This window comes from Paraconexibacter sp. (assembly GCF_041602235.1).
Classification (GTDB): domain Bacteria; phylum Actinomycetota; class Thermoleophilia; order Solirubrobacterales; family Solirubrobacteraceae; genus Paraconexibacter.
This window is the reverse complement of sequence record NZ_JBFIGP010000072.1, coordinates 1-14,856: the sequence shown is the minus strand read 5'-3', so window position 1 is coordinate 14,856 and position 14,856 is coordinate 1. Positions and strand designations below refer to the sequence as shown.

General features: G+C 71.8%; 16 protein-coding genes and 1 pseudogene. 12 read left to right on the top strand and 5 right to left on the bottom strand.

Going from position 1 to position 14,856, the window contains the following annotated elements; translation table 11 throughout:
* Together ABYE80_RS08200 and ABYE80_RS08195 are read right to left on the bottom strand one after the other, a co-directional pair.
* A pseudogene (locus ABYE80_RS08200) lies at window positions 1-600 on the bottom strand (hypothetical protein); the annotation flags it as partial.
* Window positions 601-686: 86 nt separating this feature from the next.
* Entirely contained in the window at window positions 687-1,064 is a 378-nt protein-coding gene (locus ABYE80_RS08195; protein WP_372789781.1) for a hypothetical protein, read from the bottom strand.
* 159 nt (window positions 1,065-1,223) lie between these two features.
* Here ABYE80_RS08195 and ABYE80_RS08190 point away from each other — a divergent pair, with 159 nt between their 5' ends.
* From ABYE80_RS08190 to ABYE80_RS08175, 4 genes are read left to right on the top strand one after another with little or no spacing between them, the layout of a single operon-like run.
* Entirely contained in the window at window positions 1,224-2,579 is a 1,356-nt protein-coding gene (locus tag ABYE80_RS08190) for a right-handed parallel beta-helix repeat-containing protein (protein ID WP_372789780.1), read from the top strand.
* A gap of 7 nt (window positions 2,580-2,586) precedes the next feature.
* Window positions 2,587-3,060, top strand: coding sequence for a hypothetical protein (locus tag ABYE80_RS08185; RefSeq protein ID WP_372789779.1), 474 nt, complete (start codon window positions 2,587-2,589; stop codon window positions 3,058-3,060).
* A gap of 12 nt (window positions 3,061-3,072) precedes the next feature.
* Window positions 3,073-4,122 carry a multicopper oxidase domain-containing protein gene (locus ABYE80_RS08180; protein WP_372789778.1) on the top strand — a complete coding sequence of 350 codons (1,050 nt, stop codon included), beginning with the start codon at window positions 3,073-3,075 and terminating at the stop codon, window positions 4,120-4,122.
* Window positions 4,119-4,847, top strand: coding sequence for a plastocyanin/azurin family copper-binding protein (locus ABYE80_RS08175; RefSeq protein ID WP_372789777.1), 729 nt, complete (start codon window positions 4,119-4,121; stop codon window positions 4,845-4,847). Before ABYE80_RS08180 ends, ABYE80_RS08175 begins: the two co-directional genes overlap by 4 nt.
* A gap of 12 nt (window positions 4,848-4,859) precedes the next feature.
* On the opposite strand, the gene ABYE80_RS08170 is transcribed toward ABYE80_RS08175, so the two are convergent.
* A complete protein-coding gene (locus ABYE80_RS08170) occupies window positions 4,860-6,278 on the bottom strand; it encodes a wax ester/triacylglycerol synthase family O-acyltransferase (protein ID WP_372789776.1) in 1,419 nt (472 codons plus the stop codon).
* A 146-nt stretch (window positions 6,279-6,424) separates the two neighbouring features.
* On the opposite strand from ABYE80_RS08170, the gene ABYE80_RS08165 reads away from it, so the two are divergent.
* From ABYE80_RS08165 to ABYE80_RS08155, 3 genes are read left to right on the top strand one after another with little or no spacing between them, the layout of a single operon-like run.
* On the top strand, window positions 6,425-7,102 hold the full coding sequence (locus tag ABYE80_RS08165; protein WP_372789775.1) for a TetR/AcrR family transcriptional regulator: 678 nt from the start codon (window positions 6,425-6,427) through the stop codon (window positions 7,100-7,102).
* A gap of 13 nt (window positions 7,103-7,115) precedes the next feature.
* Window positions 7,116-8,252: an acyl-CoA dehydrogenase family protein gene (locus ABYE80_RS08160; protein ID WP_372789774.1), complete on the top strand. Its 1,137-nt coding sequence runs from the start codon at window positions 7,116-7,118 to the stop codon at window positions 8,250-8,252.
* Window positions 8,253-8,267: 15 nt separating this feature from the next.
* Window positions 8,268-9,278, top strand: a complete 1,011-nt coding sequence (locus ABYE80_RS08155) for an acyl-CoA dehydrogenase family protein (protein WP_372789773.1) — start codon at window positions 8,268-8,270, stop codon at window positions 9,276-9,278.
* A gap of 185 nt (window positions 9,279-9,463) precedes the next feature.
* Here ABYE80_RS08155 and ABYE80_RS08150 read toward each other — a convergent pair whose 3' ends face one another.
* Window positions 9,464-9,769, bottom strand: coding sequence for a DUF3817 domain-containing protein (locus tag ABYE80_RS08150; protein WP_372789772.1), 306 nt, complete (start codon window positions 9,767-9,769; stop codon window positions 9,464-9,466).
* 23 nt (window positions 9,770-9,792) lie between these two features.
* Here ABYE80_RS08150 and ABYE80_RS08145 point away from each other — a divergent pair, with 23 nt between their 5' ends.
* A complete protein-coding gene (locus ABYE80_RS08145; RefSeq protein ID WP_372789771.1) occupies window positions 9,793-10,671 on the top strand; it encodes a GNAT family N-acetyltransferase in 879 nt (292 codons plus the stop codon).
* Window positions 10,672-10,680: 9 nt separating this feature from the next.
* On the opposite strand, the gene ABYE80_RS08140 is transcribed toward ABYE80_RS08145, so the two are convergent.
* On the bottom strand, window positions 10,681-11,148 hold the full coding sequence (locus tag ABYE80_RS08140) for a DUF427 domain-containing protein (protein ID WP_372789770.1): 468 nt from the start codon (window positions 11,146-11,148) through the stop codon (window positions 10,681-10,683).
* Window positions 11,149-11,263: 115 nt separating this feature from the next.
* Here ABYE80_RS08140 and ABYE80_RS08135 point away from each other — a divergent pair, with 115 nt between their 5' ends.
* From ABYE80_RS08135 to ABYE80_RS08120, 4 genes are all read left to right on the top strand, one after another.
* Entirely contained in the window at window positions 11,264-11,596 is a 333-nt protein-coding gene (locus tag ABYE80_RS08135; protein ID WP_372789769.1) for a hypothetical protein, read from the top strand.
* 68 nt (window positions 11,597-11,664) lie between these two features.
* The gene (locus ABYE80_RS08130) at window positions 11,665-12,345 is read left to right on the top strand and encodes a hypothetical protein (RefSeq protein ID WP_372789768.1); all 681 of its coding nucleotides are present in this window, start codon (window positions 11,665-11,667) and stop codon (window positions 12,343-12,345) included.
* Window positions 12,342-14,141, top strand: coding sequence for a copper resistance CopC/CopD family protein (locus tag ABYE80_RS08125; RefSeq protein ID WP_372789767.1), 1,800 nt, complete (start codon window positions 12,342-12,344; stop codon window positions 14,139-14,141). Before ABYE80_RS08130 ends, ABYE80_RS08125 begins: the two co-directional genes overlap by 4 nt.
* 14 nt (window positions 14,142-14,155) lie before the next feature.
* A partial coding sequence (locus tag ABYE80_RS08120) for a YcnI family protein (protein WP_372789766.1) occupies window positions 14,156-14,856 on the top strand: 701 nt, incomplete at its 3' end.

The window sequence follows — 14,856 nt, the reverse complement described above, 5'->3', positions numbered from 1 at the left end:
GCCGGGGCCGGGCTTGCCCCAGCGAGCGAGGTCCCCGGAGACCATCGGGGACTTGATGAGGCCGGCGGACGCGAACGCGAACGAGATCGAGCCCGAGCAGTCGTAGGCCGTGTCCACGAAGGTCTCGCCGGCGAGACGTCCATGCCCGCCGCCGTAGACGTAGGGCCGGGTCGCGACCTGGTTGGCGGCCGTGATGATCGCCCTGACCTTGCGCGGCGCGCCCGGCGGGATCGTGGCCAGCCCACCGCTGCTGAGCGTCGCGGTGTCCACGATCGAGCGGTCCGGGTCGGCGTGCTCCCCTGCCGGCGTCTTGAACGCCTGGCGGAGCTCCGCGGCGATCTCCGTGTCGCTCGGGGCACCCGAGGCGATGCCCGGTCCGGAGGACCTCGGGGCTGCCTTGGCGCGCTCGGGATCGGGCGAGCGCTCGGGGGGATCCGGCGTCCTGCCGGGGGCGGGGAGCCCCATCGAGCTCAGCGGGGGTGCCTCGATACGGAAGTCCGCGACCTGCCGCGGCTCGGTGGTGACGCCGCAGGCGGTCACGCCCCCGCTCACGCTGAGCACGAGAAGGCCGGACAGGATCCTGCGTGGGGGGCGTACCACTCGCCGAAGTATGCCCCGCGGCCCCGCTGCGGGAGCCGGTCGCCCGGGAACGTGTCGCGGGGACACTCGCGGGGCTCCGGGCGGGTCTAGGGAGCGATCACCAGCGGCACCGGATCGCCGGCGCCGTCCGGGGCGAGGCGGTAGGTGCCGGCCGCCAGCACGCCGAGCTTCAGGGGCTTGCGCTCCCCGGGACGCAGCACCACCCGGGCCCGTCGTGGGGCGCCCTCGAGGGTGAGCCCGTGGGGTCGACCGTCCTGGGAGGCGACCGTGATCGTCAGGTCGGTCCCGGCCGGGAAGCGCAGGGTGCCGGAGGTCGCCGCCGAGGCAGGCTCGGCCACGGCGAGGCCGCTGGTCGAGAACACCAGGGAGGCGTCCGCATCGGGGGTCGCGGGGGCGTCGTCCCCGCAGGCCCCGAGGGCCAGCGCGATCACGCTCAACGAGAGGACGAGTGACGGAATCCGCACGCTCCGCGAGCATGCCAGATCGGCGCTGGCCCGGATTCCTGGGACACGGGGTGCGAGGACCCTGAGCACGCCCCCAAAGTTTCTTGGACATTTCTCCAACCTTTGGCTACTGTACGCCGCCGTTCACTCGCTGTACGTCCTGAGGAGCATCTCCCGATCATGAAGCGCATCGCACTTCCCGCCGCGCTCGCCGCGGCGGTCATGGCCCTTGCCGGGCCTGTCGCCTTCGCGTCCGCCGAGGGGCCCGCAGCCAGCTCGGCCGCGGCCAAGAAGAAGACGACGAAGAAGAAGACGACGAAGAAGAAGACCACCAAGAAGAAGACGACGAAGGCCAAGGCGCTGCTCGTCTGCCGCCGCGGCTGCCCGTACAGCTCGATCCAGAAGGCCGTCGACGCCGCCAAGCCCGGCGCCACCGTCCGCATCAAGCCCGGGACGTACACCGAGGGCGTCACCGTCAAGGACACCCAGGACAAGCTCAAGATCGTCGGCCTCGGCACCAAGCCCGAGGAGGTCGTCCTCGAGGGCAAGGGCGCCAAGCGCGCCGACGGCAACCCCGCCCAGAACGGCATCTTCGTCGACGGCGCCGACGGCGTCGAGATGCGCAACATCACCGCGCAGAACTTCCCGGCCAACGGGTTCTTCGTCCGCAACTGCGACGACTACGTCATGGACCACCTCGTCGCGGGCTTCAACCGCGCCTACGGTCTGTACGCGTTCAACTGCATCGGCGGCCGCATGACCTACTCGGTCGGCTACGGCCACGGCGACTCGGCCTTCTACATCGGGCAGACCCCGGTCCAGGAGAAGCCCAAGCAGTCGCTGATCTCGCACTCCGAGGCCTACGAGAACGTCCTCGGCTACTCCGGCACGAACTCCAAGTACGTGACCATCCAGCAGTCCGAGTTCTACAACAACGGTGCCGGTGTGGCCCCGAACACGCTGCAGTCGGAGAAGTTCCCGCCGGCCCTCGACGGCAAGGTGACGGACAACCTCATCTACTGGAACAACTTCAACTACTTCAAGGCCGACTCGAAGGTCAAGGCGCTGCCCGCCGCGACCGGCGGGTTCAACTACCCGATGGGTGTCGGCGTCGTCCTGTTCGGCACGACCAACTGGGACGTCCGCGCGAACCTCGTGTTCGGCAACTTCAAGTGGGGCATCATGTCCGTGTCGGACCCGACGTACGAGCCCGCCACGAACAAGAACAACAAGGTCCGCTACAACGTCATGGGCGCCGCGTTCGACGACGCCAACGGCACCGACATCTGGACCGAGGGCACCGGCAGCGGCAACTGCTGGGAGAACAACTCAGCCGGCGCCACCTACGACCCGGGCTCCCAGCCCGAGGCGCTGCTCTACCCGAAGTGCAACAACCCGGTCAACAACGGCGACGTCGTCCAGATCGCCGAGGTCGCGGAGTACCTGACGCAGTCCGAGGGCCAGGAGAACTCCTGGAAGAAGCACCCGCACCCGCCGCGTCCGGACCGCAAGCCCATCGACGGCCAGGGAGGCTGAGCGCCTGATGCCGACGATGCAGCGCACGACCAGGACCGGTCTGGCCCTGCTGGCGACGACGGGGCTGGCGCTCACCGCGCCGGCCCTCGCCGCCACGCCGAAGCCGAAGACCTACACGATCATGATGTCCGCCGAGGAGTACGTCCCGCACGGGGCGGCGACCAAGCGGGTGACGAAGAAGGACTCCAACCGTGACCCCGTCGTGACGATCCGCAGCGGCGACTCGCTGAAGCTCGTCTGGCCCGAGATCGGTGACACGCACGACATGGCCTACGCGAAGGGCGGCAAGATCGTGTGGCAGACCGACAACTTCGCCAGCACCGCGAAGATCACGATCGGGCCGAAGTCCAAGAACAGGGACATCAACGGCAAGTCGCTGAAGAAGGTCATCAGCAAGCCTGGCACGTACAAGCTCTACTGCACGTTCCACAGCGGGACGATGAAGCTGAAGCTCATCGTCAAGAAGGCCAGCAAGAAGTAGGAGGACTGCGTCGTGAGCTTCGGACCTGTCGATCGCCGGTCGTTCCTCTCCGGGGGAGCCGGCGCCTTCATCTGCACCCTCGCGGGTCAGAAGATCGTCTCTGACGGTCCGGAGCCCGACCTGGTCGCGCTCTCGGGTGGCATCGAGGTGCCACCCAAGGTGCGCGCCGCCAAGTGGCGGCAGCTTCCGATCGCCGCGGAGCCCGAGCCGGCACCCGGCGGTCAGAAGCGCGAGTACTGGATCGTCGCGACCCAGGCGCGGTGGAACATCGTGCCGACCAAGCGCGACGAGATGATGAACAAGAAGATCTCGGACAAGGCCAAGTTCTCCGGGTACTTCTACCGCGAGTACACCGAGAACTTCGGTGCGCCCAAGGGGCGCGTGTCGATGCCCGGGCCGGTCCTCGAGGCGGAGACGGGCGACACCATCGTCGTCAACTTCCGCAACGACCTGAAGGTGCCGGTCACCATGCATCCGCACGGCGTGCACTACACGCCCGAGATGGACGGGGCCTACAAGGGCAAGCACACCGACCCCGGCGGGTTCGTGCAGCCGGGCAAGACCTTCCGCTACGTGTGGGACTGCCGGGAGGGCACGGAGGGCGTGTGGCCGTACCACGACCACGGCCCGCTGGACCCGATGCCGCTCTACAAGGGCCTGTTCGGCTTCCTGAACATCCGCAAGAAGGGCGAGCCCCGCCCCGACGTCGAGCACTACCTCGTCTTCCACAGCCTGCTCACCGCGAGCACCGGCCTGGCGCGCGGGTTCCAGTGCATCAACGGCCGGGCCTACACCGGCAACACGCCGGAACTGCGGGCGAAGGTCGGGCAGCGCGTGGCGCAGTACGTGACGGCGATGGGCAACGACTTCCACACGTACCACCTCCACGGCCACCGGTGGAAGAGCGCCGGCGGCCGCGTCGTCGACAACGAGACCGTCGGCCCGGCGGACATGCTCACGGTCGAGTTCGTCGAGGACAACCCCGGTCGCTGGTTCTACCACTGCCACGTGTTCAGCCATCTCCACGAGGGGATGAGCGGCTGGTACATCGTCGAGCCGTGATCGGCCGGGGCAAGGTCGGTCTGCTGCTCGCCGGGGTCGTCCTCGCCGGCGCGGTCCTCCCGTCGCCGGCCGGGGCCGTGAACCGCCGCGTGGCGATCGGCGACTTCCAGTGGAGTCCGCGGGAGGTCGTGATCGATCTGAACGAGAAGGTCACGTGGACCTGGGTGGGGCCGGACACCCAGCACTCGGTCGGCCCGGTCTCCGGGAACACCTCGGGGGTCGACAGCGACCCGGGCAACGCTGCCCCGGATCACTTCCCGGGCTTCGAGTTCACCGCCCAGTTCACGCGGCCGGGGTCCTACGAGTTCGTCTGCAAGCTCCACGCGATCGTCCGGGGCCGCGTCGTCGTGACGGCGACGCCGGGCAACCCCGACCTGCCGTCGCCCGACCCCCAGCCCGTGGTCACGGTGGACCTCAGGGCCCCCGAGCTCACGGAGGTCCGCTGGGTCGGGTCCAACCGGCTCCGCGGCGGTCGCGGCACGCTCGCGTACACCCTCGACGAGCGCGCGACGCTCGTGATGGACGTGGAGAAGCGGGTGCGGGGGCGCTGGCGGCTCGCGGGCACACGCCGCTTCGACGGCCACGTCGGCTGGAACGAGTACGACTTCGCGGGCGTCCTGAACAAGCGCCGTCTGGGGCGCGGCACCTACCGGGCGTTGATCGTGGCGGCCGACGCGGAGAACAACCGCACGCGCGACGTCCTGGTGCCCTTCCGCGTGCGCTGAGGCGGTCCGTCCTCAGGTGGCCGCCTCGGTCGGTGTCGTGTCCCGGCTGAAGCGCTGGCCGCGCGGCGACCGCAGCTCGTCGAACGAGCGCCGCAGGCCGTCGGCGAGGACGGCGACGTCCGAGGCCGCGAGGCGATCGGCGTTCAGCCCGACGGTCATCGTGCCGGCGTAGCTGACGACCGCGATGCCGATCGCGTGGTCGGCGAACAGCGGGACGAGCGGCTGCACGTCGACCAGCGGCGCCCCGAACGCGAAGAGCCGCTGGGTCGGCCCGGGCACGTTGGTGATCGTGAGGTTGAACATCCGGGTGCCACCGAACATCGACCGGGCCAGCAGGGCTCCGGCGAGGGGCGGGCCCATGTCGGCGAGGTCGATGATCGCCTTGCCGCCCTTGCGCTGCGATCCGTGCTTGAGCGCCTCGGCCCGCTCGACCACGGTGCGGTACCTGGTCATCGGGTCGTGCTCGGAGACGGGAAGCTCGACGAACAGCGACGACAGCTCGTTGCCCAGCGCGTGCTCGCGCTCGTCGGGCCGGATGTTGACCGGGATCTGCGCGCGCAGCCCCTCCGGCGGCGTCTCGCCCCGGGCGAGCAGCAGGTGTCGCAGGCCGCCGGCGCAGACGCTCAGGACGACGTCGTTGACGGTCCCGCCGAGCCGTCGCTTGACCTCCTTGACCTCGTCGAGGTCGAGGTGCACCGTCGTGTAGCGGCGGGTGCCGGTCATCGGTCCGTTGAGGCTCGACGGAGGGGCGGGGATGATCTCCTCCCGCGCGATGAGCTCGATCGCGGCCCGTGCGCGAGCCAGCGACTCGCGCGGGTGCAGGGCGGCGCCGAGACCGGCCCGGGCTCCTCGCAGGACGAGTCCCGGGGAGAGCCAGAAGCTGCCGCCGCGGTGCTCGTCGGCCGGCGCCTGCGGGAGCGGGTGCTCGGGCGTCGGGGCGTCGGGGGAGGTGTCCAGCAGCAGGTGACCGATGTCCAGCGAGCCGACACCGTCGACCAGGCAGTGGTGGGTCTTGGTCGCCAGGGCCCATCGGCCGTCGGCGAGGCCGTCGAGCAGCGTCATCTCCCACAGGGGACGGTGCCGGTCCAGGCGGTGCGACCAGAAGTCCGCGAGCCACTCGTGCAGGTCCGCGTCGGACCCCGGGGCCGGCAGCGTCGCACGGTGCACGTGGTCCGTGAGGTCGATGTCCGGCGCGGGCTCCCACGTCAGCCAGGTCAGGGGTCCCGCGTGAGCGCTGGACAGCTGCTGGGCGAAGCGCGGGAGCAGGCCCAGGCGGGCCCGCATGCTCGCCCGGAGGTCGTCGATGTCCGGCGGACCGCCGTCGGGCGTCGGGTCGAACACGAGCGCCGCCCCGATGTGCATGTGCGCGTTCTCGTCGTCCTGCTCGAGCTCGAGGAACATCGTGTCGAGCATGCTCAGCTGCTCACCCATGGGACTCCGGCCTCCGTTCGACGTGGCGTGGGTCCACGCTACGACCGACATCGCCCCCTGGCATCGGGGCGGACACCGGGGCCGCATCCGTAGTTCGCCACTGGCGTACTCTTGCGGTGCTCGTCGTGTACCCGTAAGGTACGCCGATGCCCGGCGCCGCCCCGAGCCTCGTCGCCGCCCACCCCGACGTCGAGCCCCACCTGCTTCCCTCCACGGGACCCCGGGCCGCGCAGCGGGCGCGCATCCTCGACGCGATCTCCCGCGTCGTCGCCGCCAAGGGGTACGCCGCCGCGACGGTGACCGACGTCGTGCGGGCCGCCCGGGTGTCCCGCGGCACCTTCTACGAGCTGTTCGACTCCAAGGAGCGCTGCTTCCTCGACGCGTACGCGCACGGGACCGACGTCCTGCTGGCGCGGGTGCGCGCGGGCGCGCGCGCGGCGAGCTCTGACGACTGGCGCGACGCGTTGCGCGGCGGGATGCAGGCCTACCTCGGGACGCTCGCCGCCGAGCCGTTGTTCGCCCGCACCTACCTGCTGGAGATCCACGCCGCCGGGGCCGCCGCCCAGGCCCTGCGCGACGACGTCCTGCGCCGCTTCGCCGAGGAGTACGCCCGCTCGCTGCGGGCCGCGCGCCGCACCGACGCGGACCTCCGTCGCCCGACCGCGGACGAGCTGTTCGTGCTCGCCGCCGGGATCGACCAGCTGATCTGCGCCCGCGTGCGCGACCACGGAGTCGAGCGCCTGCCCGCCGAGACCGATCGCTTCGTCCGTACCGCCGTCGCGCTCCTGGAGGGAGCGGCGACGACCACCAGATCCCCACGATGACCGGAGGTTCCCCATGGACCTGACCTTCTCCCCCGAGGAGACCGAGTTCCGCGACGAGCTGCGCACCTGGCTGGCCGAGAACGACCCCGGCGAGGCGCCCCGCGGCGACGAGGACGCCGAGTACGCGTTCCGCCGGGACTGGCAGCGACGCCTCTACGACGGCGGTTGGGCTGCTGTCCACTGGCCGCCGGAGTACGGCGGGCGGGGCGCGACGCTCATGCAGTCCGCCATCTTCTTCGAGGAGATGGGCCGAGCCCGGGCGCCTCTGCCGGCGAACGTCCTCGGCCTGCTCCTCGCCGGCCCGACGATCATGGCCTGGGGCACCCCCGAGCAGCAGGAGCGCTACCTCACCCCGATCCTCAGCGCCGAGGAGATCTGGTGCCAGGGCTTCAGCGAGCCGGAGGCCGGCTCGGACCTCGCGGCGCTGAAGACCAGGGCGGTTCGCGACGGCGACGAGTGGGTCGTCACCGGGCAGAAGGTCTGGACGTCGGGGGCGCAGTACGCCAAGTGGTGCATGCTGGTCGCCCGTACCGACCAGGACGTCCCGAAGCACAAGGGGCTGTCCTACTTCCTCATGGACATGGAGCAGGAGGCGGTCCAGGTCCGTCCGCTCGTGCAGCTCACCGGTGAGGCCGAGTTCAACGAGCTGTTCATCGAGGAGGCGCGCATCCCGCACGCCAACCTCCTCGGCGGAGAGGGCAACGGCTGGAAGGTCGCGCTCACGACCCTGATGAACGAGCGGGCGGGGCTGGGCTTCTTCCTGCAGGTCCGCATGCGGTCCGTGCTCGACCGCCTGCTGGAGGAGGCGACGTCCAACGGCTCGATCGAGGACCCGGTGGTGGCCGACCGCCTGGGCGAGATGCACCTGCGGACCGAGATCCTGCGCCTCACCGCCTACCGCGGGTTGAGCACGATCCAGAAGTACGGTCAGCCCGGACCGGAGGGGTCCCTGACCAAGTGGCTGTGGTCGGAGACCAACGGGATGCTCACGCAGCTGGCTGCCGACATCGTCGGCGCGGACGCGCTGACCACCGGCAACGAGTGGGCCTACGAGCTGCTGCGGGCCCGCGGCAACTCCATCGAGGGCGGGACCACCGAGATCCTCAAGAACATCGTCGCCGAGCGTGTCCTCGGCCTTCCGCGCGCGTGACCAGGAGCCACTGAGATGAACTTCGATTTCTCCGACGACCAGCACGAGATCAAGCGCACCGCGCGCGACCTGCTGGGCAAGCGCTCCACCCTCGAGCGCGTCCGCGCGGCCGCCGAGTCGCGCGCCTACGACGAGAGCCTGTGGGCCGAGCTCGTGGAGCTGGGCTGGCCGGGCATCGCCATCGCCGAGGAGCACGGCGGGGGAGGGCTCGGTGTCGTCGAGCTCGCCACCCTGCTGGAGGAGGGCGGCTACGCCCTGGCGGGCTCGCCGTTCCTCGCCACCGCCGTCTGCGGCCTGGTGCTGCAGGAGGCGGCCGCCGAGGACCTCCAGGCCACGTGGTTGCCGCGTCTGGCCAGCGGCGAGGTCACGGGTACGGTCGGCGCGGTGGACGGCCTGGTTCCCGACGCGGAGGCCGCCGCCGTGATCGTGCTCGTGGAGGACGGCGGCGCCAGCGCGCGGCTGCTGACCCGCGAGCAGGCGTCGGTCGAGCCGGTCGACGCGATCGATCCCACCCGCCGCTACGCCCGGGTCTCGGCTGCCCCGGGCGTCGGGCACGCCCTGTCGGGTGACCTCACCGCGGCGCTGGATCGCGGACGCATCGCGGTGTCGGCCGAGCTGGTGGGCATCAGCGCGCGCGCCCTGGAGATGAGCGTCGAGTACGTCAAGGAGCGCAAGCAGTTCGGGGTGCCGGTCGGCTCGTTCCAGGCGGTCCAGCACCGCGCCGCCCAGATGCTCCTCCACACCGAGGGAGCACGGTCGGCGACGTACTTCGCCGCGTGGGCCGCGGACGCCGACCCGTCGCGCCTGGCCGAGGGGGCCGCGTTGGCGAAGGCCGCCGCGTCGGAGGCCGGCCGCGAGGTCACGGCCAGCGCGATCCAGGTGCACGGCGGTATCGGCTTCACGTGGGAGGCCGACGTCCACTGGTTCTACAAGCGCGCCCAGGTCGACGCCGCCTACCTCGGCGGGGCCGGATCCCACCGGGCGACCCTGGCCCGCATCGCGGCCGCCAAGGTCGCCACGGCCTGAGCGCCCCGCGACGTTCCCGCGGGCCGCGCGCCCCCGCGGGAGCGAAGCGCCCCCGCGGGAACGCGGCGCCCCCGCGGCCCCGCGACGTTCCCGCGGGAACGCGGGGGTGCGGCGATTCAGCGACGCTGAGGGTCGCTCAGACGTCGCACCCCCTACGGGCGGCCGTGGTCCGACCGCCCCGCCCGTCAGGCGGTCGCGGTCTCCAGTTCGCGACGGATCTTCACGTCGCCGAACAGCGCGCCGATGGGGCCGCCGGTCACCACCACAGCGGCGGGGAACCACCAGCCCCAGCGTCCCTCACCCGCGCCGGTGGCGACGAGGTAGAGCTGGGCGAGGAACCCGACGCCGTGGATCGGGCCGATCACGCTGATGGCGCTCTCGTTGCGGTCGACGACCGCGACGTACAGCAGCACGAGGAGCAGGAGGAAGTCGGCGATCGCCACGAGGCGGATCAGGTTGAGCTTCTTGACGGTGGTGGCGGAGTCGGGCATCGGCACATCGTAGGCTGCCGCCCGTGTCGCAGACCTTGACCCCGTTCGCCGGCGCCTACGCGATCTGCCGGCTGCCCGCGCGAGATCCGCTGCCGCCCGAGCCGCTTGGCACGGCGCGCGGCGGGCTGTGGTCCGTCACCCGCACCGTCGAGGAGCTCTCGATCGTCTGCCGCGCACGCGAGGCTCCCTCCGGTGCGACCGTCGACGGCCCCTGGTGCGTCCTGAAGCTCGAGGGCCCGTTCGCCCTGACCGGGGAGACGGGCGTGATCGCCTCGGTCCTCGCGCCGCTCGCCGAAGCGCAGATCAGCGTGTTCGCCATGGCGACCTTCGACACCGACTACGTCCTGGTCCCGGCGCCCCGCACTGGGCAGGCGCGAGCCGCGCTGACCCGAGCGGGGCACGCGGTGACCACGGCCCCGACCACGCTGCGACCTGGGACGGTCGACGACGCCCCGGCCGTCGCCTCCCTCGTCACCGACGCACTCGACGGGTACCGGGCGACGTTCGCCGGCTCCGCGTGGACCGCCACGGAGATGGAGAGCCCGGAGGTGATCGCCGAGCGGTACGCCACGCCGGGATTCCGTCAGCTCGTCGCCGTCGAGGGCGACGGGACCGTCGTCGGCGTCGTGGCGATGCGGCCGACCGACGAGGCCGACCAGGGTCACGTGTGGCAGGTGTTCGCCGACTCGGCGCACGCGGGGACCGGCCTCGCGTCCAGGTTGCACGAGGGCCTGCTCGAGGTGGCGGCGGCGGAGGGCCTGCGGCGTCTGCGCCTGTACTGCGCCGACGGTGCTTCCGCGGCCGCGGCGTTCTACGCCCGTCACGGCTGGACGCGGGACGAGTCGGGCGCCACGGAGGACCCCGGCGGTCTCCCCGTCACCCTGCTGCGCCTGCGCCTCTGAGCGCCCGCGTCACCAGCCCCAGGTTCCGGGGCCGCCCTTCATCTTCCCGGTGATGTCGCGGGTCACCCAGCCCCCGTAGAAGTCACCCTCCTGCGCGGCGACGCGCTCGTCGTCGAGGTAGCAGGCCCCCACCCGGCCCGGGTAGACGCTCACGAAGTCGCGCAGGTCGGCGTACGCGGGGGCCGGGTCGGGATAGGACCAGCCGGCGGCCCGGGCGACCGTGCCGCTCGGCGCCACCAGGTCGTGGTAGACCGCGGACCCCTTCCACTCGCAGAACGTCTGCGGCGCCGCCGACGGTCCCAGCGCGCTCGGCGCGAAGTCCTCCGGGGGCACGTAGATCGACGGGGGATGGCTCGTCTCCAGCACGCGCAGCGCACGGGTGGACTCGGCGATGGGCGCACCGCCGAGCACGATCCGCACGCGGCGCGTGCAGGGGACGAGGGCGGGAGGCCGCGGGTAGTCCCAGACGTTCTCCATGCCAGGGGTACGGGCGCGGGGAGGGGTGTGGACGCATCCGATCGTGGGCAGAGTGCGTATGACCGTCAACGGCGCATGCACCACGTCCTGGCGCTCGCCCGATACCCTGACCATGATGTCGCTGCGACGAGACCTCCTACCGCTGGCCCTCCTGGCCGCGGTCGCCGTGCTCGCCGCCGTGCTGTGCACGGTGTTCGGCGTCGACAGCGCCGCGCTGCACTTCACGCCCGCCCTCGTGGTCCTGCTCCCGCTGCTGGCGGGTCGCTATCTGGGGGAGGAGCGCCTCGCGGCCGTCGTGGCCGCGTTCGCGCCGGGCCGCCGTCGCGCCGTCGCGCGGATCTCGCCACGCACCGGTCGCGCACCGCGACGCGTCGCGCTGGTCGGAGGCCGCCTCCTCGCCGCCGCCCACGCGGAGCGCGGACCACCGGTAGCGCTCGCCGCGCTCTGACGGTCGTCGCATCGACGGCCGAGCGCCCCGCGCCCTGACCGTCCCCGACACCTGGAGGCCCCGGTTCCGTGAGCCGACTCCGCAGCATCACCGTCGCGGCCGTCGCCACCGCCTTCGCGGTGACCGCCGCCCCCGCCACCGCCCACAAGGGCAGCCCGGACTTCGAGTCCACCATCACCGCCGTCACCGGGTTGCCCGACGGGGTCGACGTCAGCGTGCTCAACCGCGACGACAGCCTCTCGATCGTCAACCGCAGCGACGAGACGGTCGTCCTGTACGGCTACGAGTCCGAGCCGTACGCCCGGATCGATCCGGACGGCACGGTCGCGGTGAACCAGGACTCGACGGCCACGTACCTCAACGAGGACCGCTACGGGAAGGTCACGATCCCGGACGGGGTCGACAGCAAGGGGCCCGCCCGCTGGAAGACGCTCGACCGCTCCGGCCGCTTCGCATGGCACGACCACCGCATCCACTGGATGGCGTCGGGACGACCGCCGCAGGTCAAGGACCCGGACGTCCGCACGAAGGTCTTCGACTGGAAGATCGATCTGCGCGCGGGTGATCGGCCGGCCACGATCCGCGGGGTGCTGGAGTGGACGCCGAGGGACGACGGCGGCGCTCCCGTGGCGGCGATCGTCGGCTTCGCCGTCCTGCTGCTCGGCAGCCTGATCTTCGTCGTGCTCGTCCGGCGCCGCCGCCGTGACGTGACGGGTGCCGCGACCCAGACCGAGAAGGAGTCCTGGTGAGCGTGCTTCGCCGTGGCCTGGCCCTGGCAGCCCTGGTGCTCGCCACGGTCTGCGCGGTCGCCCCGTCCGGGGCTGCGGCGCACGCCTACCCGGTCGGGAACGAGCCCTTCCGCGACGAGGTCTTCCGAACCGGCCAGCCTGCCGAGGTCGTGTTCAAGTTCAACGAGCCGGTCGAGGCGTCGTTCGGAGCGGTCCGCGTCTTCGACACCCAGGCCCAGCGCGTCGACGAGCAGAAGGTCTTCCGCCCGAAGAACGACAGCAAGCGGATCGCGGTGAAGCTCAAGCCCGGGCTGCCCAAGGGCTCGTACACCGCGACCTACCGGCTCGTGAGCTCCGACGGCCACGTGATCAACGGCGGCTTCGTCTTCCATCTCGGGGAGCCGTCGACCAGCGGGGCGCTCGCCGTCGCCGACGTCATGCAGAACGACGCGTCCGGGCCGGCGCTGAGCGTCGCCCTCGCGGCGGTCAAGGCGCTCGACTACGCGGCGATCGCCCTCGCGCTCGGTGGTCTGGCGTTCCTGCTGCTGTGCTGGATCCCGGGCCTGCGCCGCGTGGCCGGTGGGAGCGGGGAGTGGGCGCAGGCCAGTCAGGCGTACGCCAGGCGTGCCAGCGTGCTGCTGCTCGCCGCCGTGAACCTCGGCCTGGCGACGGGGGCTCTCGGCATCCTGATCCAGGGCGCGATCGTCTCCGGCCAGTCGTTCTTCGACGCGCTGCAGGCGTCGGTGGTGCGCGAGGTGCTCGACACGCGCTTCGGCACCGTCTGGGGCCTCAAGCTGCTCGCCTGGCTCGGGCTCGGTGCTGTCCTGCTTGCGTCCCCACGCGCCGTCCCCGTCCTGCGCCCCGTCTCCCTCGGAGCGGACGGGCACGTGCTCGACCGTCCCGGGCCCGCCCGGCTCGCGGCGCTGCTGCTGCCGGCCACCGCCCTCGCCTTCATGCCGGCCCTGAGCGGCCACGCCAGCGCGCAGGAACCGGTGGCGGTCCTGTTCCCGCTCGACGTCGCCCACGTGGCGGCCATGAGCCTGTGGCTCGGAGGCCTGGTCGCGCTCGTGGCGCTGCTGCCCGCGGCGACCGGTCGCCTGGAGCCCGCCGATCGCGCCCGGCTGCTTTCCGCGGTGCTCGGACGGTTCTCGCCGGTCGCCGTGCTCGCGGTGCTGGTCCTGGCGCTCACCGGGACGGTCCAGGCGGTGCTCCACCTCACGAGCTTCGGTCAGCTCACCTCGACCGGGTTCGGACGCGCGATCCTCGTGAAGGTCGTGCTGCTCCTCGGGCTGGTGGCGCTGGGAGCGCTGAACCGGCGCAGGACCCTGCCCAAGCTCGACGCGATCGCACGGGACGGAGGGACCGCGGGCGCGGTCGGCACGCTCCTCAAGCGGACGCTCCGCGCGGAGGTCGCGCTCATCGTCGCGGTGCTCGCCACCACGGGCGCCCTCGTGGGCTACACGCCGCCGGTGGCGGCCGCCGGGGCGGCGGTCGTGAACGTCGAGCAGCGGATCGGACCGCTCGATCTCACCGCGACGGTCGAGCCCGCGACGGTCGGCGCCAACACGCTGCACCTCTATCTCTTCGACGCCAAGACCGGTGCGCCGTTCGACGACACCAAGTCCATCACCGCCCAGGCCACGCTCGAGAAGGCGGGCATCGGCCCGCTCGACATCGCGCTGCGCAGGTCGGGCCCCGGGCACTTCACCGCCGACGCGTTCCAGCTGACGCTGGCCGGCGACTGGACCATCCGCGTCGTCGATCGCGTGAGCGAGTTCGACGAGTACACGACGACCATCAACGTCCCCATCCGATGAGGAGCCACGACCCCATGACCCACCCCATCCGCCGGACCGCGCTCGGCGCGCTCGGCGTCCTGCTCGCGTTCCCGGCCGCCTCAGGCGCGCACGTGACCCTGCAGCCGGCCGAGGCCCCGGCCGGGGCGTACGTGGTCGAGAACGTCCGTGTACCCAACGAGAGCGACACGGCCTCCACGACCAAGGTCGACATGCAGCTCCCGGACGGGTTCGCGTTCGCGAGCTACGAGCCGCGCCCCGGATGGAAGGTCGTGGTCAAGCGGGAGAAGCTCGCGACGCCCGTCGAGACCGACGACGGCGAGCTGACCGAGCAGGTGACGCGGATCACGTGGACCGGCGATGGGGAGCAGGGTCGGATCGCTCCCGGCCAGTTCATGGAGTTCCCGCTGTCCCTGCGGATCCCCGGCAAGGCCGGCGACGAGCTCACGTTCAAGGTCGTGCAGACCTACAGCGACGGCGAGGTCGCGCGCTGGATCGGGGCGAAGGACAGCGACGCACCCGCGCCCGTGATCAAGGTCACGGCCGCACAGGCCGATCATGGCAGCAGTGACAGCCACACCGAGAGCGACGACACGGCGGCGCCCGCGGCCACGCCGGAAGCCGTGTCGGCAGCCCAGGAAGCTGACGATGACGACGACTCGGGGAACACCCTCGGCGTCATCGGGATCGTCCTGGGGACCCTCGGCCTCACGGCCGGCGGTCTGGCACTCACCCG

What these genes read in the sequence shown, in the direction of transcription:
- ABYE80_RS08190 (WP_372789780.1), top strand. Translation starts at nt 1,224, where the DNA reads ATGAAGCGCATCGCACTTCCCGCCGCGCTCGCCGCGGCGGTCATGGCC.
- ABYE80_RS08160 (WP_372789774.1), top strand. Translation starts at nt 7,116, where the DNA reads ATGGACCTGACCTTCTCCCCCGAGGAGACCGAGTTCCGCGACGAGCTG.
- ABYE80_RS08165 (WP_372789775.1), top strand. Translation starts at nt 6,425, where the DNA reads ATGCCCGGCGCCGCCCCGAGCCTCGTCGCCGCCCACCCCGACGTCGAG.
- ABYE80_RS08140 (WP_372789770.1), bottom strand. Translation starts at nt 11,148, where the DNA reads ATGGAGAACGTCTGGGACTACCCGCGGCCTCCCGCCCTCGTCCCCTGC.
- ABYE80_RS08135 (WP_372789769.1), top strand. Translation starts at nt 11,264, where the DNA reads ATGTCGCTGCGACGAGACCTCCTACCGCTGGCCCTCCTGGCCGCGGTC.
- ABYE80_RS08150 (WP_372789772.1), bottom strand. Translation starts at nt 9,769, where the DNA reads ATGCCCGACTCCGCCACCACCGTCAAGAAGCTCAACCTGATCCGCCTC.
- ABYE80_RS08185 (WP_372789779.1), top strand. Translation starts at nt 2,587, where the DNA reads ATGCCGACGATGCAGCGCACGACCAGGACCGGTCTGGCCCTGCTGGCG.
- ABYE80_RS08170 (WP_372789776.1), bottom strand. Translation starts at nt 6,278, where the DNA reads ATGGGTGAGCAGCTGAGCATGCTCGACACGATGTTCCTCGAGCTCGAG.
- ABYE80_RS08155 (WP_372789773.1), top strand. Translation starts at nt 8,268, where the DNA reads ATGAACTTCGATTTCTCCGACGACCAGCACGAGATCAAGCGCACCGCG.